The 21,295-nt window shown below is 66.0% G+C and carries 19 protein-coding genes and 1 riboswitch; of the genes, 6 read left to right on the top strand and 13 right to left on the bottom strand.

Annotated elements, in window-relative coordinates; all coding sequences use genetic code 11:
• Window positions 1-10 precede the first annotated feature (10 nt).
• Window positions 11-523: a hypothetical protein gene (locus tag AC1D1Y_RS16590; RefSeq protein ID WP_477683279.1), complete on the top strand. Its 513-nt coding sequence runs from the start codon at window positions 11-13 to the stop codon at window positions 521-523.
• Between the two features lie 208 nt (window positions 524-731).
• The gene (locus AC1D1Y_RS16595; protein WP_477654208.1) at window positions 732-965 is read left to right on the top strand and encodes a hypothetical protein; all 234 of its coding nucleotides are present in this window, start codon (window positions 732-734) and stop codon (window positions 963-965) included.
• Between the two features lie 84 nt (window positions 966-1,049).
• On the opposite strand, the gene AC1D1Y_RS16600 is transcribed toward AC1D1Y_RS16595, so the two are convergent.
• The 6 genes from AC1D1Y_RS16600 to AC1D1Y_RS16625 all read right to left on the bottom strand — a co-directional run bounded on the left by AC1D1Y_RS16600 (window position 1,050) and on the right by AC1D1Y_RS16625 (window position 6,944).
• The gene (locus AC1D1Y_RS16600; RefSeq protein ID WP_477683280.1) at window positions 1,050-1,823 is read right to left on the bottom strand and encodes an MBL fold metallo-hydrolase; all 774 of its coding nucleotides are present in this window, start codon (window positions 1,821-1,823) and stop codon (window positions 1,050-1,052) included.
• A 45-nt stretch (window positions 1,824-1,868) separates the two neighbouring features.
• Entirely contained in the window at window positions 1,869-3,017 is a 1,149-nt protein-coding gene (gene bamC / locus AC1D1Y_RS16605) for an outer membrane protein assembly factor BamC (RefSeq protein ID WP_477683281.1), read from the bottom strand.
• Between the two features lie 31 nt (window positions 3,018-3,048).
• On the bottom strand, window positions 3,049-3,933 hold the full coding sequence (dapA, locus tag AC1D1Y_RS16610; RefSeq protein WP_477654205.1) for a 4-hydroxy-tetrahydrodipicolinate synthase: 885 nt from the start codon (window positions 3,931-3,933) through the stop codon (window positions 3,049-3,051).
• Between the two features lie 101 nt (window positions 3,934-4,034).
• Window positions 4,035-4,613: a class I SAM-dependent methyltransferase gene (locus AC1D1Y_RS16615; RefSeq protein ID WP_477683282.1), complete on the bottom strand. Its 579-nt coding sequence runs from the start codon at window positions 4,611-4,613 to the stop codon at window positions 4,035-4,037.
• Between the two features lies 1 nt (window position 4,614).
• Complete coding sequence (locus AC1D1Y_RS16620) at window positions 4,615-5,427, bottom strand: SDR family oxidoreductase (RefSeq protein WP_477683283.1); 813 nt, start codon at window positions 5,425-5,427, stop codon at window positions 4,615-4,617.
• 296 nt (window positions 5,428-5,723) lie between these two features.
• On the bottom strand, window positions 5,724-6,944 hold the full coding sequence (locus tag AC1D1Y_RS16625; RefSeq protein WP_477683284.1) for an MFS transporter: 1,221 nt from the start codon (window positions 6,942-6,944) through the stop codon (window positions 5,724-5,726).
• Between the two features lie 190 nt (window positions 6,945-7,134).
• On the opposite strand from AC1D1Y_RS16625, the gene AC1D1Y_RS16630 reads away from it, so the two are divergent.
• From AC1D1Y_RS16630 to parC, 3 genes are all read left to right on the top strand, one after another.
• Entirely contained in the window at window positions 7,135-9,105 is a 1,971-nt protein-coding gene (locus AC1D1Y_RS16630; protein WP_477683285.1) for a DNA topoisomerase IV subunit B, read from the top strand.
• Complete coding sequence (locus tag AC1D1Y_RS16635) at window positions 9,105-9,977, top strand: lytic transglycosylase domain-containing protein (RefSeq protein ID WP_477683286.1); 873 nt, start codon at window positions 9,105-9,107, stop codon at window positions 9,975-9,977. The genes AC1D1Y_RS16630 and AC1D1Y_RS16635 overlap by 1 nt, the downstream gene beginning before the upstream one ends.
• A gap of 139 nt (window positions 9,978-10,116) precedes the next feature.
• Entirely contained in the window at window positions 10,117-12,474 is a 2,358-nt protein-coding gene (parC, locus tag AC1D1Y_RS16640) for a DNA topoisomerase IV subunit A (protein WP_477683287.1), read from the top strand.
• A 40-nt stretch (window positions 12,475-12,514) separates the two neighbouring features.
• On the opposite strand, the gene AC1D1Y_RS16645 is transcribed toward parC, so the two are convergent.
• From AC1D1Y_RS16645 to AC1D1Y_RS16665, 5 genes are all read right to left on the bottom strand, one after another.
• Window positions 12,515-13,030 carry a 6,7-dimethyl-8-ribityllumazine synthase gene (locus AC1D1Y_RS16645; protein ID WP_477683288.1) on the bottom strand — a complete coding sequence of 172 codons (516 nt, stop codon included), beginning with the start codon at window positions 13,028-13,030 and terminating at the stop codon, window positions 12,515-12,517.
• A 125-nt stretch (window positions 13,031-13,155) separates the two neighbouring features.
• A riboswitch (FMN riboswitch) is annotated at window positions 13,156-13,314 on the bottom strand.
• 97 nt (window positions 13,315-13,411) lie between these two features.
• A complete protein-coding gene (locus tag AC1D1Y_RS16650) occupies window positions 13,412-13,759 on the bottom strand; it encodes a hypothetical protein (protein ID WP_477683289.1) in 348 nt (115 codons plus the stop codon).
• Entirely contained in the window at window positions 13,756-14,208 is a 453-nt protein-coding gene (locus AC1D1Y_RS16655; RefSeq protein WP_477683290.1) for a RidA family protein, read from the bottom strand. The genes AC1D1Y_RS16650 and AC1D1Y_RS16655 overlap by 4 nt, the downstream gene beginning before the upstream one ends.
• A 119-nt stretch (window positions 14,209-14,327) precedes the next feature.
• The gene (locus AC1D1Y_RS16660; protein ID WP_477683291.1) at window positions 14,328-15,293 is read right to left on the bottom strand and encodes a tripartite tricarboxylate transporter substrate binding protein; all 966 of its coding nucleotides are present in this window, start codon (window positions 15,291-15,293) and stop codon (window positions 14,328-14,330) included.
• 58 nt (window positions 15,294-15,351) lie between these two features.
• Window positions 15,352-16,539 (bottom strand): pyridoxal-phosphate dependent enzyme, encoded by a 1,188-nt coding sequence (locus AC1D1Y_RS16665; RefSeq protein ID WP_477683292.1) that lies wholly within the window; start codon window positions 16,537-16,539, stop codon window positions 15,352-15,354.
• Window positions 16,540-16,621: 82 nt separating this feature from the next.
• Between AC1D1Y_RS16665 and AC1D1Y_RS16670 the strand changes: the two genes are divergently transcribed.
• The gene (locus tag AC1D1Y_RS16670) at window positions 16,622-17,563 is read left to right on the top strand and encodes a LysR substrate-binding domain-containing protein (RefSeq protein WP_436155194.1); all 942 of its coding nucleotides are present in this window, start codon (window positions 16,622-16,624) and stop codon (window positions 17,561-17,563) included.
• On the opposite strand, the gene AC1D1Y_RS16675 is transcribed toward AC1D1Y_RS16670, so the two are convergent.
• Both AC1D1Y_RS16675 and AC1D1Y_RS16680 read right to left on the bottom strand, forming a co-directional pair.
• Window positions 17,547-18,482, bottom strand: a complete 936-nt coding sequence (locus tag AC1D1Y_RS16675) for a transglutaminase family protein (RefSeq protein ID WP_477683293.1) — start codon at window positions 18,480-18,482, stop codon at window positions 17,547-17,549. The two genes, AC1D1Y_RS16670 and AC1D1Y_RS16675, sit on opposite strands and share 17 nt — an antisense overlap.
• Before the next feature lie 24 nt (window positions 18,483-18,506).
• Window positions 18,507-21,281, bottom strand: a complete 2,775-nt coding sequence (locus AC1D1Y_RS16680) for a circularly permuted type 2 ATP-grasp protein (protein ID WP_477683294.1) — start codon at window positions 21,279-21,281, stop codon at window positions 18,507-18,509.
• Window positions 21,282-21,295 lie beyond the last annotated feature (14 nt).

The raw sequence follows: 21,295 nt of genomic DNA on the forward strand, positions 1-21,295 counted from the left end.
GAGATGCTCCATGGACACCGAAACCTCATTCACCCCGCCGCCGGCCTTGCCGGAAGGCCGCTTCAGCGGGCGCACGGATTTCACGGACATGATTCGCCAGGCTTTTGCCGTGGCGGCGCAGCAGGGCTGGCGTGAAATCATCGTATGTGACCCGGATTTCGAGGACTGGCCCCTGGGCGAGCGCGCGGTGGCGCAGGCCCTGAACGACTGGTCCAAAACCGGCCGCACCTTCACGATGCTGGCCGGGAGTTACGACGAAGTGCTTCGCCGCCACGCGCGCTTCGTCACCTGGCGGCGGACCTGGGCGCACATCGTGGATTGCCGCGCCATTACGTCCGCCCCGGCCGACGACATGCCCAGCGCACTGCTGGGCCCGGGCTGGGTTTTTGAGCGCCTGGACCTGCAGCGCTGCACCGGTATGGCCGGGTCTGAGCCGGCCCGCCGGGTGGCACTCAGGGAGCGCATCCACGAGCGCCTGCTGAAAAGCTCACCGGCTTTTCCGGCCACGACCCTGGGGCTTTAGGCGCAAAAATCAGCAGGCCGCAGGCGCCATACGGTCGTGCTTCGTCGACTAAGGGTTTTCGGACTTGTAATATCCAGCATATAATTTAAAGCTGGGTAGAAAGAGCTCGAGTCCTTTCCCCGGTCAAAAATTACTTGAATTCCGGTTTGGGTTTTCTTTTGGCAATTTCCGGAAATTGTTTTCTTAAATATCACCAAGGATCGTAAAAATGAACAAGTCACTCGTTTTGGCAGCTATCGTCGCCGCTGTTGCTCTGGCTGCTTGCGGCAAGAAAGAAGAAGCTGCTGCTCCAGCCGCACCCGCACCAGCTGCTGCTCCAGCACCTGCTGCTGACGCATCTGCTCCAGCTGCCGCTGCATCCGCACCCGCTGCTGACGCTGCTGCCGCTGCCGCTACTTCTGCCGCCGCCGCTGCTACCGCACCTGCCAGCGCTGCAAAGTAATTTTTTCAGCGAGTTGAAGAAAGCCGCCGCAAGGCGGCTTTTTTTATGGCCGCTGCTTTTTCCTTCGGGCGTCTCGCGACAAACTCAAAGCGAAAGCCAGGGTGTCCCGGTGTCGGGTTTTGCGACCACGATGTCATCCGCGCCGCAAGACAGCGCTTCGGCCATTAGCGCCTGCACCAGCGCCGGCCGGTTGTTCTGCGCGCTCAGGTGTGCGGCCACCAGGTGCCTGAATCGCCCATGAATGAGGCCGCGGGCAATCTCCACCGCCGCGGCATTGGAGAGGTGGCCGTACTGGCCGCCCACGCGCCGCTTTAAAAAAGGCGGATACGACGATTGCGCCAGCATTTCGGTGTCATGGTTGCACTCCAGCATCAGGGCGTCGCATGCCATGAGGTGCGACATGACATGCGCCGTGGCGTGGCCCAGGTCGGTCAGGATGCCCAGCTTGGCCGAGCCGTCGGTGCAGGTGAGCTGCAAGGGCTCCCTGGCATCGTGGGGCACCGTGAACGGCGTCAGTTGCAGGCCTCCCACTTCGATGGTTTTGCCGTCGCGCGCGATGTGCAGCAGGCCGTCAAAATCCGGCGCCCCGATGGCGGTATATGTGCCGTGGCTCATCCAGACCGGGATGCGGTAGCGCAGGGCGAGCGAGCGGGCGCAGCCGATGTGGTCGCCGTGTTCATGCGTGACGAACACGGCATGTATGTCCTCAGGCTGCAGTTCGGCCTCGCCAAGCCGGTAGAGCAAATGCTTGAGGCCCAGCCCGCAGTCGACGAGAACCCGCGAAGGCGCGATTCCCATTGCTTCGACGATGGCGGCATTGCCCGAACTGCCGCTGCCCAGGCTTTTGAACCTCAACATGGGCGTGGCAATTCGCGGCTTGGGCGGTCGGGCGGCAGGCCCGGATTACTTCAGGTCGTCGGCAATCACCTGCACGATGCGCTGGGCGTTGGCCGATGATTCTGCGGCGCCCTGAGCATTGAGGACGGACACCGTGGTGCTTTCGCCCTGGCTCTTGACGGCGATGCGGTATTTCAGGGGCGGCGTGGCGGCCGGCGAGCCGCTGAACAGCTTGCTGAAGAAGCCGGGTTCGGTCTTGTTGGCGACGGGCTCGACGTAGCGCACGAAGTAGGTGCCCTGGCTGCGGTCGCGATCTTCGACCGTGAAGCCCGTGCGGTCCAGCGCCAGGCCGACCCGGCGCCAGGCGCGCTCAAAGCCTTCGTCGATTTGCACGACGGGCACGTTGTTCACCGTGGCGATGCGCGAAGTCTGCTTGGCGGCGCCCGCGGCCACCAGGGCCTTGGACTGCTCTTGCGTCACGCCCAGCTTGACCATCATGCGGCGCAGGAATTCAGCTTCGAGTTCCGGGTCGGCGGGACGGGGCTGCCAGACCGTGCTGTCACCCGAGGCGGCGTTGCCGGTCTTTCCACCGGTGATCACTTCAATCATGCCGCGATGGCTCACATAAATCTCGGTGCCGCCGTCGGGGCGGCGCTCCAGGCGCGTGCGGAACTTGTCGCGTTCGCCGGTGGAATACAGGCCGTCGAAGACCTTGCCAAGCGCGCTGCGGATGAAGTCCTGCGGCAGCTTGGCGCGGTTTTCCGCGAAGTCGGTTTCCATGATGCCGAGGTTTTCCTGGTCCTGCGCGAGCAGGAAACCGCTTTCAAGCCAGAAATCGCGCACAGGCCCCCACAGTTTGTCGGCGGGCCGGTTCACGACCAGCCAGCGTTGGCTGCCCGCGCGCTCGATGCGCACGTCGCCGACAGTGGCGGTGGCCGTCTGCACAGCCTGCGTGGGCTGGCCCACCTGGTAGCTGTTGGCGGAGACCGCCGTGCCGGGTACCACATAGCGGGTGTCGCGGCTGAGCTGGGTCAGGTCGGGGGGGATGTCCAGAGAAGGGCCCTTGGCGCCGCTGGATTTGTAATCGACGCGTTCGCCGTCCATCACATCCCTGAGGGAGGAGCAGCCGGCGAGCAGGCCGAGAGCCAGCAGCGCGGATACAGCTGCGGCGCTCCGGGCTTTTGAAAATGCAGGACGTGTTGGCGATATCTTCACTTGGGTTCCCTTAAAAATCAGATCAGGCAAATCAAACCAGGCCGCAGGCGCGCAGGGCGCTTTCCACGGCCGCTTCGTTCGATGTCTCCAGCGGCGTCATCGGCAGCCGCAAGGTGCCGCCGCAAAGACCCATCCGGGCCATGGCCCATTTGACGGGAATCGGGTTGGCTTCGATAAACAGGTTTCTGTGCAGCGGCAGCAGCTTGAGCTGCAGTTCCATTGCGCGGCGGGTGTCGCCCGCCACGGCAGCCACGCACAGCTCATGCATGAGCCGGGGCGCCACGTTGGCCGTCACGCTGACGTTGCCCTGGCCGCCGCAGAGCATGAGTGCCACGGCGGTCGGGTCGTCGCCCGAATACACCGCAAAGCCCTTGGGCACTTCCTTGATCAGCCATTGCGCGCGCTCGATATTGCCGGTGGCTTCCTTGATGCCGACGATGCCGGGCACCTGGGCCAGGCGCAACACGGTGGCATGCGCCATATCGGCCACGCTGCGGCCGGGCACGTTGTACAGCACGGTGGGCAGGTCGCCGACGGCTTCGGCGATCGCCTTGAAGTGCCGGTACTGGCCTTCCTGCGTGGGTTTGTTGTAATAGGGGACGACCTGCAACTGGCAGTCGGCGCCCACCTGCTTGGCGAAGCGGGCGAGTTCGATCGCCTCGGCGGTGGAGTTGGCGCCGCAACCGGCCATGATGGGCACGCGCTTTTTGGCTTGTTCCACCGAGACGCGGATGATTTCGCAGTGCTCTTCGACGTTGACGGTCGGGGATTCGCCGGTGGTGCCGACCACGCCTATGCAGTCCGTGCCTTCGGCGATGTGCCAGTCCACCAGTTTGCGCAAGGTTGGGTAATCTACGCTGCCGTCATCATGCAAGGGTGTTGCCAGTGCAACGATGCTGCCAGTAATGGGTTTCATGCTTTGTTTGTAAACGTTCGCGGCCGGGAGCTTGGGAAGGGGACTGGCCGGAATACCGCCAGGCCGGCCCAAAACGGCCAATCCTGCATTCTACCCAGAGCCTAGGGCAGTCCATAGCGCGGCGGGGCGGGCAAACCCGCAGTTGCGGGCGCTTCGCGGACCGCGGCAATGCGCTGGACAAACCGCGGCGGGCTCTCATGGAAACCCTCCTCGAAGGCCACCACCCGCAGCGCCCGGCAGGTTTCCAGCAATTCGCCGGTGCGCAGCAAAAAATCCGGCCGGGAGGGCTTGCCCACCGTCTCATTGCCTTGCGTAAAAGTTTCGTAAATCAGCACCCCGCCGGGCGCCAGGGCGGCCAGCAGCGTGGGCAGCAGGGGGCGCCACAGGTAGTTGGTCACGACGACCGCGTCGAATTGCCGGCCCGCGAAAGGCCAGGGGCCGGCTTCAATGTCGGCCACCACCGCCTCGCGGGCGGATGCGGGGATGGCGGCGGCGATGGCGTCCATCGCTTCCTGGGAGCGGTCCACCAGGACCACAGGGTGGTTTCGCCGGTGAAACCAGCGGGCGTGGCGGCCATAGCCGCAGGCGACGTCCAGCACCACGCCGCGCTGGGGGACCAGGTGCGACCAGCGCTGCACCCAGGCGGAGGGCAATTCCGTTCCGTGCGGAGTACTGCTCATATTAGAGGGGCTTGACGTCGTCTTTGAGCGCGGCCAGCGCCATGGACTCAACCCGGCCCGGCGCGATCAGCTTGAGCCAGCGGCCCAGCTTGCCCTTGGCCGTCATGACGACCTCGCGGTCGCGGCGCTCCATGCCTTGCAGGATCAGCCGGGCGCATTCTTCCACGCTCATCGCGTCGTCTTCCTTGAGCCCGCTGGAGCCAGCGGCCACGCCCGCCGCATTGAAGCCGCGGTGGCGGATATGGGTGGCGACCACGCCCGGGTAGGCGGTGGTCACGCTGACCCCGGCGCCCTTCATTTCGGCGCGCAGCGCCTCAAAAAATCCCACCATGGCGAATTTGGTGGCGCTGTAGGCCGTGCGGCCCGGCACTCCGATCAGCCCGGCCAGGCTGGAAACGGCCACGATGCTGCCGTGGCGCAGCTTCAGGTGGGGCAGGGCGGCGTGGGTGCACCAGACGCTGCCCCAGAGGTTGATGCGCATCAGCTGCTCATACCAGCCCAGGTCCTGGGCCTTGACGTCCTCGAACAGCGCCTGCGCCGACATGCCGGCGTTGTTGACCAGGGCGTCGATGTGCCCGAAGCGACCCACGGTGGCGTCCACCAGATGGCGGCATTGGGCTTCGATGGATACGTCGGTCTTGACGACCAGGGTCTGCGCGCCGTGCGCGGCGCATTGCTGCGCGATCTCATCAAGCAGCGCATCATTGCGCGCCGCCAGCACCAGCGCGACCCCGGTGCCATGCGTTTTGGCCAGTTGCCGCGCCATTTCGGCGCCAATGCCGTCCGATGCGCCGGTGATGATGATGGTTTTCATGGTGTTGTCCCCGTCTTCCTGGATTGCGCCCCATCGCCCTTAAATTCCGAATCCTTCTTGCCCGGAGCTGCTCACAAAACCCAGCGAAGCGGTCCTGGCTAGGCGCGACGCCGCAGACAGTGCTCCAGCACGGCAAGGCGGCTGCAACAACGCCTGGAGGGTTTTTGAGCGGCTCCTAAAAGCAGGCCCAGATCTGATTTGCGAGTGTGAGAAGAAATTCCGGCCGTGTGTAGAGGGCAAATACCCCCAGCGACGCGATGACCGCGAGCGCCCACAAGCCGGCTTTTTTGGCCATCTCAGGCCCCTTGCGGCACGCCGGCGCGCGTGATCGGCGCCTCGCGCACCGGCAGGTTCACCAGGGCGGCAAACACACCGAGCGCGATGGCGATGTACCAGACGATGTCGTAGCTGCCGGTGCGGTCATATAAATAGCCGCCCAGCCAGACGCCCAGGAAGGAACCGATCTGGTGGCTGAAGAAGATGAAGCCGCCCAGCATCGACAGGTGCTGGATGCCGAAAATCTGCGCCACCACGGCGTTGGTCGGCGGGATGGTCGACAGCCACAGCAAGCCCATCAGGCTGGCGAAGATGTAGACGCTCAGCGGGCTCAGGGGCGCCGCGATGAACACGGCGATCACCACCGCGCGCGAGAGGTAAATCGTCGCCAGGATTTTCCGCTTGGCGATTTTCTGGCCCAGCGAGCCGGCGATATAGGTGCCGAAGACATTGAACAGCCCGATCAGCGCCAGCGCATAGCTGGCCACCTGGGGCGACAGGCCCTTGTCCTTGAGGTAGCTGGGCATGTGCACGCCGATGAACACCACCTGGAAGCCGCAGACGAAGTAGCCCGCCATCAGCAGCTGGAAGCTCGGGTACTTGAAGGCTTCGCGCAGCGCCTGGGCGATGGTCTGCTCACGTTTGGCGGGCTGGCCACCGGCAAACCCGCCTTCACGCAGGCCCAGCGCCAGCGGCGCGATCAGCAGCACGGCGCCGCTGAGGACCAGCAGGGCCTCTTTCCAGCCCAGGCCGCTGATCAGCAGGCCTTCGACCGGCACCATCAGGAACTGGCCGAAAGAGCCCGCCGCCGCGGCCACGCCCATGGCCCAGGAACGTTTTTCCGCCGAAATGTTGCGGCCTATCACGCCGTAAATGACGGCATAGGTGGTGCCGGCCTGCGCGGCGCCTATCAGCACCCCGGCCGTCATGGTGAACAGAAAGCCCGTGGGCGACAGCGCCATGCCCACCAGGCCCAGCCCGTACAGCAGGGCGCCGCCCACGATCACGCGGGAAGCGCCGAAGCGGTCGGCCGCCATGCCGGCGAAGATGCCGAACACGCCCCAGGACAGGTTTTGCACCGCCAGCGCGAAGGCAAAGGTTTCGCGCGTCCAGCCCTGGGCCTGGGTGATGGGCTGCAGCCACAGCCCGAAGCCGTGGCGAATGCCCATGGACAGCGTGACGATGGTGGCGCCGCAGATCAGGACCTGCAGCATGGAAAGTTTTTTGGTATCGGTGGTCATGAACGGTCGCCGTGAGCGGCGAAAAAGGAAAGGCCTGGGGCGGCAGGAAAGCTATCCGCCGACTGTAACGAAAATGGCGAAACGCTGCCGCGCCCGCGCTTCGTTCCCGCGCCCCGAATCGGGTGGACTGTATGTTTGTACAGTGACTTTCCCGGCCCGGACTACAATTGCGGCAATTCTTTCATCTGCCATGGCCGACAAACTACCCACCGAATATTCCGAAGGCTCGATCCGCGTGCTCAAGGGCCTGGAGCCCGTCAAGCAGCGCCCGGGCATGTACACCCGCACCGACAACCCCTTGCACGTCATCCAGGAAGTGCTGGACAACTCCGCCGACGAGGCCCTGGCCGGCCACGGCAAGAAGATCAAGGTCACGCTGCATACCGACGGCTCTGTCAGCGTCGACGACGACGGCCGCGGCATCCCCTTCGGCCTGCACCCGGAAGAACAGGTGCCGGTCATCGAGATCGTTTACACCCGGCTGCACGCCGGCGGCAAGTTCGACAAGGGCAAGGGTGGCGCCTACAGTTTCTCGGGCGGCCTGCACGGTGTGGGCGTCAGCGTGACGAACGCGCTGTCCAAACGGCTGGAAGTCACGTCCTACCGCGAAGGCATGGTGGCCCGCCTGGTGTTTTCGGGCGGCGACGTCATCGAAAAGCTGCACCTGCGCAAAAACGGCGAAGGCGACCGCAAGACCGGCACTACCGTGCGCGCCTGGCCCGACGCCAAATACTTCGAGTCGGCCGCGCTGCCCATGGCCGAACTCACGCACCTGCTGCGCAGCAAGGCCGTGCTCATGCCCGGCGTCACCGTCACGCTGACCAACGAGAAGACCAAGGACACCCAGACCTGGTCTTATAAAGGCGGCCTGCGCGACTACCTGATGCAGACGCTGAACGGTGACCCCGTCATCCCGATGTTCGAAGGTGAAGGTTTTGCCGATTCCCAGCACGACAGCTTTGCCGAAGGCGAGGGCGCCCAGTGGTGCGTGGCCTTCACCGAAGACGGCCAGCCGGTGCGCGAGAGCTATGTCAACCTGATCCCCACCAGCGCCGGCGGCACCCACGAAAGCGGCCTGCGCGACGGCCTCTTCAACGCCGTCAAGAGCTTTATCGACCTGCATTCGCTGCTGCCCAAGGGTGTCAAGCTGCTGCCCGAGGACGTTTTCGCCCGCGCCAGCTATGTGCTGAGCGCCAAGGTGCTGGACCCGCAGTTCCAGGGCCAGATCAAGGAGCGCCTCAACTCCCGCGACGCCGTGCGGCTGGTGTCCAGCTTTGTGCGCCCGACGTTGGAGTTGTGGCTCAACCAGCACGTCGACTACGGCCGCAAGCTGGCCGAACTCGCCATCAAGGCCGCGCAAACCCGCCAGAAGGCCGGCCAGAAGGTCGAAAAACGCAAGGGCTCAGGCGTGGCCGTGCTGCCCGGCAAGCTGACCGACTGCGAAAGCCGCGACCTGGCCCACAACGAAGTCTTCCTGGTCGAGGGCGACTCGGCCGGCGGCAGCGCCAAAATGGGCCGCGACAAGGAAAGCCAGGCCATCCTGCCGCTGCGCGGCAAGGTGCTCAATACCTGGGAGGTCGAGCGCGACCGCCTGTTTGCCAACACCGAAATCCACGACATCGCGGTCGCCATAGGTGTCGATCCGCACGGCCCGAACGACACCCCCGACCTGAGCGGCCTGCGCTACGGCAAGGTCTGTATCCTGAGCGATGCCGACGTGGACGGCTCCCACATCCAGGTGCTGCTGCTCACGCTGTTTTTCCGCCATTTCCCCAAATTGATAGCATCCGGTAATGTGTATGTCGCGCGGCCGCCGCTTTTCCGGGTCGATGCGCCCGCGCGGGGCAAAAAGCCGGCGTCCAAGGTCTATGCCCTTGACGAAGGCGAGTTGACCGCCATATTGGATAAGTTGCGCAAGGACGGGGTGCGCGAAGGCGCCTGGAGCATCAGCCGCTTCAAGGGCCTGGGTGAAATGAGTGCGGAACAACTGTGGGAAACCACACTCAATCCGGATACCCGCCGTTTGTTGCCCGTGCAACTGGGCAACCAGGATTTCGGGCAAACCGAGAGCCTGATCACCAAGCTGATGGGCAAGGGCGAAGCTGCGGCCCGCCGCGAACTGATGGAGTTGCACGGCGATGCCGTGGAAATTGATATTTGATGAAACTGCCTGAGACCTTTTTATCCTTTCTGCGGCGGCCCCTGCGCGCGCTGGGCCTGCCCCTGATGGTCATGGGCCTGGCAGCGCTGTTCACCTCGCCTGCCCACGCCGACATCTGGGGCTACGTGGACAAAGACGGCATCGCGCATTTTTCGGCGGTGCGGCTGGACGACCGCTATGAACTCTTTTTCCGCGGCAGCGAAAGCTTCAGCGCCGGCGACAACGTGGGCCGAAGCGGCAAGGCTGTCGGCAGCGGCGCCAATCGCGCCACCGGCGTGGCCGCCGCGCCCCCCAAGCTGCTGGCCTACTTCGACGTGTCGCCCAACTACAAGGCCGTCAAACACCTGCTGCGCGAAGCTTCCGTCACGCACGGCATCGACTACGAGCTGCTGCAGGCGCTGATAGCCACCGAATCGGGCTTCAACACCCAGGCCGTCTCGCCCAAGGGCGCGGTCGGGCTGATGCAGCTGATTCCGCCCACGGCCGAGCGTTACGGCGTGCGGGCCAGCAAGGATTCCACGGTCCACAAAAAGCTCACCGACCCCAAGACCAACATCCGGGCCGGCTCCAGCTACCTTAGCGACCTGATTGCCATGTTCCCGGGTCAGCTCGAACTGGCGATTGCCGCCTACAACGCCGGCGAAGGCGCCGTACAGCGCGCGGGCAACAAAATCCCCAACTATCCCGAGACCAAAAACTACGTCAAGACCGTGATGCAGCTCTATAACCACCTCAAGCCGCCCAGCATGATGAGCGCGAGCGGCGGCCGGGTGCGCATGGAGATGATGGGCGGTGCCACGGGCCGCAGCAACATGGTGCCGACCACGGTCGCGTCCACCGCCACGCCAGAGGTCCCACCCGAGCGGAACTGACGCCCATGCACCCGGAGTTTCGCCGGCAAACCCGGCAGCCTGAAAGCGGCTCCCTCCATTTTTCTTTCCATAATCCTGTACCGGCCGCGCCTGTGCGCACCGGCCCGGCATAACCTGACCTAGCCCAAGCCAAATCACGATGGATGATCTTTTCACACCGGACGCAGTCGCCCCCATTCCCGAGCCCGCCGACCAGGATTCGCTGGCCGCGTACGCGCAGCGGGCCTACCTTGAATACGCGCTCAGCGTCGTCAAGGGCCGGGCCTTGCCCGACGTCTGCGACGGCCAGAAGCCGGTGCAGCGCCGCATCCTCTTCAGCATGTCGCGCATGGGTCTGGGTTTTGGCGGCGCCAACGGCGCCAGCGGGGCCAAGCCGGTCAAGAGCGCCCGCGTGGTCGGCGACGTGCTCGGCAAATACCATCCGCACGGCGACCAGGCGGCTTACGACGCCATGGTGCGCATGGCCCAGGACTTCAGCCAGCGCTACCCGCTGGTCGACGGCCAGGGCAATTTCGGTTCGCGCGACGGCGACGGCGCGGCGGCCATGCGCTACACCGAGGCGCGGCTGGCGCGCATCACGACCCTGCTGCTCGACGAGCTGGACGAAGGCACGGTCGACTTTGTGCCCAACTACGACGGCTCCTTTGAAGAACCCCGCCAGCTGCCCGCGCGCCTGCCCTTCACCCTGCTCAACGGCGCCAGCGGCATTGCCGTCGGCTTGGCGACTGAAATCCCCAGCCACAACCTGCGCGAGGTGGCCGACGCCTGCGTGGCCCTCATCAAGACGCCCAAGCTCAGCGATGAAGAACTCTTCACGCTGATCGCCGGGCCCGACTATCCGGGCGGCGGGCAGATCATCTCCAGCCACGCCGAAATCGCGGCAGCCTACAGCACCGGCCGCGGTTCGCTCAAGGTGCGCGCGCGCTGGAAGATCGAAGAACTGGCGCGCGGCCAGTGGCAGCTGGTGGTGCAGGAACTGCCGCCCGGTGTCAGCACCCAGCGTGTGCTTGAAGAAATCGAAGAGATCACCAACCCGAAAATCAAGGCCGGCAAAAAAGCCCTGAGCCAGGACCAGGTGCAGCTCAAGCAGACCATCCTGGCTGTGCTCGACGTGGTGCGCGACGAGTCCAGCAAGGACGCCGCCGTGCGCCTGGTGTTCGAGCCCAAGACCAGCAAGATCAGCCAGTCCGAACTCATCAACACCCTGTTGGCCAACACCAGCCTGGAAAGCTCGGCGCCCATCAACCTGACCATGGTCGGGCTGGACGGCAAGCCGACGCAGAAAAACCTGCGCCAGATGCTGACGGAATGGATTGAATTCCGCCAGACCACCGTGCAAAGGCGTTCGCAGCACCGGCTCGACAAGGTGCTGGCCCGCATCCACATCCTCGAAGGACGGCAGCTGGTGCTGCTCAACATCGACGAGGTGATCGCCATCATCCGCCAGTCGGACGAGCCCAAGCTTGCGCTGATTGCTCGCTTCAAGCTCAGTGAAATCCAGGCCGAAGACATTCTTGAAATCCGCCTGCGCCAGCTCGCGCGGCTCGAAGCCATCAAGATCGAGCAGGACCTCAAGAACCTGCGCGAAGAGCAGGGCCGACTCGAGGAAATCCTCGGCAGCCCGGCGGCGCTCAAGCGCCTGCTGATCAAGGAAATCGAGGCCGACGCCAAGCAGTTCACCGATGCGCGCCGCACCCTGATCCAGGCCGAGAAAAAAGCCGTGCTCGAAGTCAAGGTGCTGGACGAGCCGGTGACCGTGGTCATCAGCGACAGGGGCTGGGTGCGCGCGCGCAGCGGCCACGGCCATGACCCGGCGGGCTTTGCCTTCAAGTCCGGCGACGGGCTCTACGGCACCTTTGAATGCCGCACGATCGACACGCTGCTGGCCTTCGGTTCGCGCGGCCGCATTTATTCGGTGCCGGTGTCCGTGCTGCCCGGTGCGCGCGGCGACGGCCAGCCGCTCACCACGATGATCGACCTCGAATCCGGTACGCAGCTGGTGCATTACTTCGCCGGGCCGTCCAATGCCGCGCTGCTGCTCAGCGCCAGCGGCGGCTACGGCTTCCTCGCCACGGTCGAGAACATGACGTCCCGCCTCAAGGCCGGCAAGGCCTTCATCAGCTGCGCCGAAGGCGAAACCATCTGCAGGCCCTCACACGCCGCCTTCAACAGCGGCACGACGCCGATGGTGCCCGCCACGCACGTGGCCTGCGCGTCCACCGGCGGCCGCATCCTGACCTTTGAAATCGGCGAGCTGAAAATGCAGGCCGCCGGCGGACGCGGCTTGATGCTGATAGACCTCGAAGCCAAGGACACCCTGGCCGGCGCGGCGGCCTACACCCGCAGCGTCAAGATCGAAGGCATAGGCCGCGGCGGAAAGGCGCGCGAGGAAACGCTGGAGATCCGCACGCTGAACAACGCCCGCGCGGCACGCGCGCGCAAGGGCAAGGCCGCCGACCTGGGCTTCAAGCCCACCGGTATCACCCGCGTCGAATAAGGGCGACGCCCGCTTCCCTTGAAAGGGGCGGGCGCCGGGCTCAGGCCGCGAGCAGCGACTCGAGTTTCTTCAGGCCCGCCACCGTCTCCAGGCAGGCTTGCGCCACTTCCTTGCCTTTGGTCAGGAAGTGCGCGGTGAAGAATTGGCGATGTTCCTCGTGTTCGTGGAAATGCTGCGGCGTCAGCACCGCGGAAAACACCGGCACGCCGGTCTCCAGCTGTATGCCCATCAGTGCGCTGATCACTGCATCGGCGACGAACTCGTGGCGGTAGATGCCGCCGTCCACCACCAGCCCGCAGCAGACCACGCCCGCATAGCGGCCCGACTGCGCGAGTTTTTTGGCGTGTAGCGGGATCTCGAAGGCGCCCGGCACTTCAAACGTGTCTATGGATTCAGGGCCCACGCCCTGCCTGGCCATTTCAGCCAGGAAGGCGCCGCGCCCCTGGTCCACGATGTCTTCGTGCCAGGACGACTGGATAAAGGCGAAACGCGCCTTGGGAGCGCCACCGGAATAGATGGCGGAAGGGGAAGCAACTGAACTGTTTGTCTGACTCATGGATGGCCTCTGTAGGTATTACCAGAATCAGGGCGCACGAGCCTGCGGCCGGCGCGCAGGCATACGGCCGCCGGGGCGGAAGAACTCCACACCGGCAAACGCCGCCCACGGCACAGCCGTTTGCATCGCGCTCTCTTTCATCCGGACTGTGACCGTCGGCTTCGGAGTTGAACCGAATCTGCTGACCCCGCGCCCCCCGGTGAGGAGGCGCGGGCGCTCGCGGGCTGATGCAGTTGCCTGCAAACACCGCCGGTGGGGAATTTCACCCCGCCCTGAGAACGCTGCCCCGGCGAAATGGCCGGAACCTGGTCATTCTAGGCAAGCTTGTGTCAGGTCGTCAGCCAAAAGGTCTTTGGCCATTCCAGTTCTACGGTCAGGAGGTCAGCGTGTCTGCGCAGCCGTTTTCGACTCATCGCGAATTTCGAAGCCTGTACCGAGTGCCTGCCGAACATCAGACAGGAAGCGTTGCGCATAGTCGTCGAATCGCTGCGACTCTTCTTTCGTCCAGGGAGAAGGGTTCCCCGGATAACTCCAGTCAAGAGCTGTATCAAACCACGCCAACAAATGCCATCCTCGTCGCAGCAGGTTCTCTTCGAGCTTCAAATCTTTCAGATCGACTGCGTAGCCATACCGCTCGATCGCTTCAGGGTTCAAACCCCACAGGCAAATGCCCGAACCGGAGCTGAAAAAGTAGCGGAACTGGTAGAGAGGTGGCGTTCCGGGACTCATTCCACTTCAGCGACCAGGTCGATCTCCACACAAGCACCCATGGGCACCTGTGCCACGCCAAACGCGCTGCGCGCATGCTTGCCGGCATCGCCGAAAACTTCGGCGAACAGTTCACTCGCGCCGTTGGTCACCAGGTGCTGCTCGGTGTAGTCGCCGGTCGAATTGACGAGGCTCATGAGCTTGACGATGCGCTTGACCTTGCCCAGGCCGACGGCGGCTTCCAGCGTGCCCATCAGGTCGATGGCGACCGAACGCGCGGCCGCCTTGCCTTCTTCGGTCGTCATGTTTTTGCCGAGCTGGCCGACCAAGGGTTTGCCGTCTTTTTTGGCGATGTGGCCGCTCAGGAACACCAGCTTGCCGGTCTGCACAAAAGGCAGGTAGGCCGCGACGGGGATCGCCACGGGGGGCAGGGTGATGTTCAGTGCTTTCAGCTTGTCGTAGGCGCTCATGGTGTTTCCCTTTGGTTGAAGGCGGTTCCCGCAGGCGGGGTGGTGCAGGGAATTGTAGGGCGGGCCCGCCAACGGGCCGGCCTGTAGCGGCATGAAAGGAAGTGATGCAGGGCGGGGGCTTATTCGGGCTTGATGCCGGCCTTGCGCACCACGGCGCCCCAGCGGTCCACTTCGCTGCGCATGAAGGCGCGCAACTCGTCGCGGCTCGAACCCTTGAGGTCTATGCCCAGCGTGGTGAGTCGCTCGCGCGTCGACGGGTGGGCCAGCGCCGCGACGGCTTCGTTGCGCAGTCGCTCGACGATCTCGATGGGCGTGGTGGCTGGCGCCACCAAGGCCCACCACTGGTTGAACTGCATGCCTTCCATGCCGGCCTCACGCGCGGTGGGAACGTCGGGCAGCGAGGCCAAGCGCGTGTTGCCGGTCACCACCAGGGCCGAAATCCTGTTCGCGCCCAACAGCGAGCTGGCGCTGGCCAGCGTGGCGAAATGCGCATCCACCTGGCCGGCCGCGACGTCGGTGAGCGCCGGCGCCGAGCCGCGGTAGGGAATCGCATTGACCCTGACGCCGGTGGCGGTGGCGAACAGCTCGCTCGACAGATGGCTGATGGAGCCGTTGCCGCTGTGGGCCAGGGCCAGCGGCACCTTGCTGTTGCGGTGGTTTTTGAGGAAACCCTTGATGTCGCCGTTCTTGTATTGCGGGCCGGCGAACAGCATCAGCGGTGAGGTGCCGACCATGGAAACCGGCGTGAAGTCGCGCAGCAGGTCATAAGGCATCTTGTTGAACACGGCCGGCGCGATCGCATGCGGCAACTCGACGATGGCGAAGGTATAGCCGTCGGGCGCAGCCTTGGCCGCGGCCTCGGTGCCTATGCGGCCCGAGGCGCCGGAGCGGTTGTCCACCACCACGGTCTGGCCCATGGTCTCGCCCATGCGCTGCGCGATGGCGCGCGCGATCGCGTCCGTGCTGCCGCCGGGCGCCCAGGGCACGATGAGGCGCAGGGGCTTGTCGGGGTAGGCGGCGTGGGCGCTTGCGCTGATCAAGGCGGCGCCAGCCAGAAGCAGGGTGGTGAGCAGTCGGGTCTTCATGGGGAAATCCTTTGCGGTCTGGGGTGTCGGTTCAGGGGAGTTGGGGGAATCGGAGAGGTCAAGGCAAGGTGTCCAAGGTGTCGCGGTCACCCTTGGCGGTCAGCAGCAGCAGGGCGTGCTCGGAAGGCGCGATTTCGCCGCGCGCGCGCAACTGCGCCAGCGCGCCCAGGCAGGCACCCGCGCACAGTTCCACCCACAGGCCTTGCGCGCCCAGCTGCCTGCTGCCTTCCACGGCCCCGGCGTCGTCGACCACCACCGCACCGCCGTTCGAATGCCGCACGGCCAGCGCCTGCTGCAAGGTGACGGTGCTGCCCGCGATGGAAAACTGCGCGGTCTGGCCGGTGAATTCGGACTGCGGCGATTCGCCGCCCAGCACGCGGGCCAGGCGCGGGAAAGGCTCGACCGCCCAGAGGCGCGGCATGCGCGCGACCAGCCCGGCCTGCAGCAGGTCGCGAAACCCGCTGTAAAGGCCCCAGAGCAAATCGCCGCGCGCCGTGGGCACCAGCACGTGGTCGGGGACACAGCCATCGGCCGCACATTCGAGCGCCACAGCGCGGTAGCCCTCGACGCCGAAGGCTGGGCTGCCGACGGCGGGCACGCTGTAGTTCGTCAGCGCGAAGGCGCCGTCCTGCTCGACGCGGCGGCGCAGATGTTCCCAGCGGCCGAAGCCGCGCTCGAAGCTCAGGCGGTTGGCGCCCAGGCGGTGCAGCGCGCGCGCATAGGGCTCGGGCATGTCGTGGTAGGTGGCGACTTCGCAGGCCAGGCCGGCGGCCGCGCAATACGCCGCGGCCGACACCGCCGCGTTGCCGCTGGAGGCCAGCACCACGGTCTGCGCGCCCACGTCCAGCGCGCGGCTCACGGCCTGGGCCGACATGCGGTCCTTGTGCGAGCCCGTGGGGTTCATGCCCTCGTGCTTGGCCGACAGCTGCCGCAGGCCGAAAGTGCGCGCCAGGCGCGGCAGCTCCAGGCAGGGCGTGCCGCCTTCGCCCAGGGAAACGCCCTGGGTGTAGGGCAGCCAAGCGCCCCACTTATAACCTGCGCTGGCAGTTTTAAGGGTTTTGGGCAGTTCGGCATAGACCGCCTCCAGGCTCGCCGGCGTGCCTGCCGCTGCGCAGTGTGGGCAGCCGGCCGGCAGATCCTGCAAGGGGTAGTCGCGAGCGCAATGGATGCAGCGCAGCCCGGAGAGGTGCGGATTTCGGGTCACTACGGGAGATGCCGTGGAGGATACGGAAACGAAGGAGTTCATGCGGCCAATGGTATGAAGGCTTGGCGCTTCCGTGCAGCACTTCATGGCGATTTAGAATAAGTAAAACTTATAGGGAGTCGCCATGGCCGAAGCAAGCGCACGCCAGATTGAAGTGTTCCGCATGGTCATGCGCCTGGGCACGGCCAACCGCGCGGCCGCGGCTTTGCACGTGAGCCAGCCGGCCGTCACGCAGCTGCTGCAACAGCTGGAGGCGCGCGCCGGCCTCAAGCTGTTTGACCGGCCCAAGGGCAAGCTCACGCCCACGCCCGAAGCCCACGCGCTGATGGAAGAGGTGGAGCGGGTCTACGAAGGCCTGGAAGCCGTGCAGCGAAAAATCGTGGCGCTGCAGTCGCACGAAGACACCGTGCTGCGCATAGGTTCGCTGCACGCCATGGCCGCCAGCGTCATGCCCTGGGCTTTGGCAGAATTCCAGCGCAGCTACCCGCGCACGCGCTGCCTGCTGCTGGTCGACAGTTCCAAGGTGCTGCGCGAAGCCTTGTTCCAGGGGGCGGTGGACCTGGCCTTCCTCGGCGACGAGGCCGACACCAGCGGCCTGGTGTCTTCGCTGTTCTACCAGGCGCCCGCCGTCTGCATCATGCCGGCCGCCCATCCGCTGGCGCGCAAGCAGCTGCTGCATCCGCAGGACCTGCAGGAGGTGCCACTGGTGGGCCTGTCGGCGTCCGACCCGGCGCAGCGGCGCCTGGAAGCGGCACTCGCGCAGGCCGGCGTGCAGGCGCGCTTTGTGATTGAAACGCCGTACAGCGCGACGCAATGCGCGCTGGTGCTCGCCGGCGCCGGGCTGGCCGTGACGAATCCGCTGGTGGCGCGTGAATACCTGGCGCTGGGCCTGCGCAGCGTGCCGCTCGCGGCCGATGTATCGTTTCGCGCCTTGCTGGCCTTCAAGCCGCTGCAGGCCCAGTCGGGCGCGGCGCAGGAGTTTGTCGGCCTGTGCCGGCGCCGGCTGGTGGGCAGCCTGCCCGAGGGCTCTCTGCTGGGTGACGCCGCGCTCAGTTCCCCGTCGTAAGGGACTGGACTTCGGTCTCTGGCAGCGGCTCCACCGTCACGGCGACGTCGAGGATGTGCTGCGCCCCGCCGCGTATCACGCCGCGCATGGGCGAGACGTCGAGGAAATCGCGGCCTGTGGCCAGCGTGACGTAGTCTTCGCCCGGCGCGCGGTTGTTGGTGGGGTCGAAATCCAGCCAGGTGCCCAGGCCCGGGCAGTAGACCGAGGCCCAGGCGTGGGAGGCGTCGCTGCCAACCAGGCGCGGCTGGCCGGGCGGTGGGCTGGTCAGCAGATAGCCGCTCACATAGCGCGCCGGCAGGCCCATGGCGCGGCAGCAGGCCACCATGATGTGGGCGAAATCCTGGCACACGCCTTTGCCTTGTTTGAGCGCCTCGAGCGCCGGCGTGTTGACCTCGGTGCTTTCGCTCTCATAGGCCATGGTGTGGTGGATGCGCTCCATCAGGTCGCGCGCCGCTTCGGGCAGCGGCCGGCCCGGCAGGAAGCTGGGGCGCGCGAACTCGACGAAGGCCTCGTCGCGCGGCACATAGGGCGAAGCGAACAGGAATTCGGAGGCGCTGTCGTAGGCCGCGCCGGCGCGGTAGCGGAACTGCTCGCGCGCCTGCTCCCAGGGCGGCGACGCCGCCTGGCCACCGGCCAGCGAGGCCTCGGACTGCAGCGGGTTGAGGGCCGAGGTGGAGACCACGCTGTCGGCCACCACGGTCAGGCTTTCATGCGCCGCCTGCAGCGAAAAATAGCTGCGCGTGTTGCCGTAGACGTCCACGGTCTCGCGTAACTGCACGGGCGCCGGATCGACGTGCAAGGCATAGCTCAGCAGGCTCTGGCCGTTGCGGCTGGCGGGCTTGAGGTGCACCACGTGGTGGGCGTTTTCCACCGCCGGCGCATAGCGGTAACGGGTTTCGTGGACGACGTGCAGCAGCATGGAATGACTCGCTTGTCCCGGCGCTCAGGCGCCCAGGCTCTGGCTGCCGGAGGCCGCGTGGCTGAAGTAGCGGCGGCTCAGGGTGTCCGACAGGTCCAGCGCGGCATCGCAGCATTGCCGCAGCAGCTCGACCAGGCGGCCGTCATGGCACTGGCCCTCGCCGTCGCCTTCGGTCTGCATGTCCGCGCACAGGTCGGCCAGGGCCCAGCTGCCGGGATCGGGCAGTTCCATCGCAAGCTCTGGCATGTCGCCCGGCGCGCTGCCGGCCAGCTTGGCCAGGCGGCCGCGCAGGGTCTGCACCACCCAGCCCAGTGAGCGCGGGTTGTCGCGGTCAAGTACCAGCAGGTCGAGCAGGGCCGGGATGTCGCGGCGCTGCTGGTATTGCGCGTGGAAGGTGATGGTGCTGTCGAACAGCGCCACCATGGCGTTGAAGCCGCCTTCCTCGAACACCGAGCCGGTTTCAAAACCGCGCACCAGCGCACCGGCCAGGGTGTTGAGCCGCTCGATGAGCCGGCCCATGCTGAGCAGGCGCCAGCCGTCGTCGCGCGTCATGCGGTCGGTCTGCGCGCCCGTCATGGCCGAGAGGAAACCGCTGGCCGATTCGAGCGCGCGCAGCGCCTCGACGGAGGAGTATTCGAGCAGGTACTGGCTGGTCTGCTGCTGGCTTTGCCCGCCCTGGCTTTGTGTCTGCGACTGGCCCACGCTGCTGAAAATCGAGCAACGCTGGAAAAAATCAGCCTCGGTGCGCACGATCATGTGCCACTGTTCCTGCGACAGGCGTTCGCGCACGGCCGAAGCCGCGCTCTTGAGCGCGCGCAGGTTGTAGCCCACGCTGGCGGCCTGTTCGGTGTCGGCCAGGTTGGCGATCAAGGCGCGTTCAAAGACCCGGCGCGCCTGCGTGGCCGGCGGCACGCTGTCGAGCACCAGCGCATTGCCGACGGCCATGCTGGTCAGCCAGGCCAGCAGCGGCTGCGAGGTCTGGTCTTCGCCGCCCAGGCATTGCAGCGTGATCTGCGCCAGGCGCGTGGAGTTTTCGGCGCGCTCGGTGTAGCGGCCCAGCCAGAAAAGATTTTCGGCCGCACGGCTGGTAACCGGTGGGCGGTGGCGCAGCGGCGCCGCGGCCCAGGCCGGCGCGGGCTGCTCGGCGCGCGGGGCGGCATGCCCGGCCCTGGCCGCGGAAGTATCGCCCAGCACCCACACGTCGGCGCTGCTGCCGCCGTGCTGCATGGAAGACATGTTCTCGTTCTTGCCGGCCAGCCGCGCCAGGCCGCCCGGCAGCACCTGCCAGGAGCCCTTGCCGTCGGCCACGGCGAACACGCGCAGCATGGCCGAGCGCGGGGAAATCCGCTCACCCTGCCAGGTGGGGGTCTGCGGCAGCGGCAGGTAGGCCTGCACCGTGTAGTCTTCGCCGCGGCGCACGATGCGGCCGGCCCATTCGTCGAGCGCGCGGCGCGACAGCGTATGGCCTATCACCGACTCCATGCCCGAGCCGGGGTAGGTCGGCTTGATCACGCAGTTCTTAAGCTGACCCAGCACGTCCTGCATGACGGCCTGCTCGCCGCACCACCAGGTGGCCAGCGAGGGCAAGGCCAGGGTTTCACCGAGCAGGTGTTCCGACAGCGCCGGCAGAAAGCCCAGCAGCGCGCTGGATTCAAGGAAAGCCGAGCCCGGCGTGTTGACCACCAGCACGTTGCCCGCGCGTATCACCTGCAGCAGGCCGGGCACGCCCAGCGTGGAATCGGACCGCAGCTCCAGCGGGTCGAGGAATTCGTCGTCCAGGCGCTTGAGCAGCCCGTGCACCGGCTCCAGGCCGCGCAGGGTCTTCAGGTAAAGCCTGTCGTCGCGCACCAGCAGGTCGCTGCCCTCGACCAGCGTCAGGCCCAGGAAGCGCGCGAGGTAGGCGTGCTCGAAATAGGTTTCGTTGTAAGGCCCCGGGGTCAGCAGCACCACGCGGCTTTCCTCGCTACCGTCGGCCGGGCTCATGGCCTTGAGACCGTCGACCAGCGCCTTGTACGAAGCGCCCAGACGCTCGACCTGCATTTCGCGGAAGGCCTCGGGGAACAGCAGCGAGATGGTGAGGCGGTTTTCCAGCAGGTAGCCCAGGCCGGAAGGCGCTTGCGTGCGCTGCGAGACCACCGACCAGTGGCCGTCGGGGCCGTGGGCGATGTCGAAGGCGGCAATGTGAAGGTAGGTGCCGCCAGCCGGCTGCACGCCCTGCATGCCGCGCAGGTAGCCCGGGTGGGCATGCACCAGTGCACTGGGCAAAAGGCCTTTGGAGAGCAGTTCCTGCGGGCCGTAGATGTCGGCCATGACACGGTCCAGCAGGCGGGCGCGCTGCTGGATGCCGGCCTCGATCTGCGCCCAGTCGCCGGCCGAGACCATCATGGGGAAGAGGTCCAGCGCCCAGGGCCGCTGCGGGCCGTTGGCGTCGGCATAGACGTTGTAGGTCACGCCGTTGTCGCGGATCTGGCGGCGCAGGTTGGCGGTGCGGTGGTTCAGGTCGTAAAAACCGTCGGTGCCCAGGAAGTTGAAAAAACGCGCCCAGTCGGGCGACAGGCTGTCGTCAGTGGCTGCAGCGGGAGCCTCAGGCTGGGTGGGAGCGGCTTCGGGGGCGCTGCCGGCCGCGCGCAAGGCGGGCTGGGCCGGCGCGGCCGCTTCCACGGGCGCGGGGCCTTCGGAGACACGGCCTCGCAACTCGTCGAAATGGCCGGCTGCCGCATGCGGCGCCAGCGCGGCGGCCAGGGCGCAGGGGGATTCGAGCGCCTGGGCGGCAAAAAGTGACTGGGTGTTATTTTCCACGTGCTGCAAGTATG

This window comes from Polaromonas sp. P1_G1 (genome assembly GCF_056405595.1).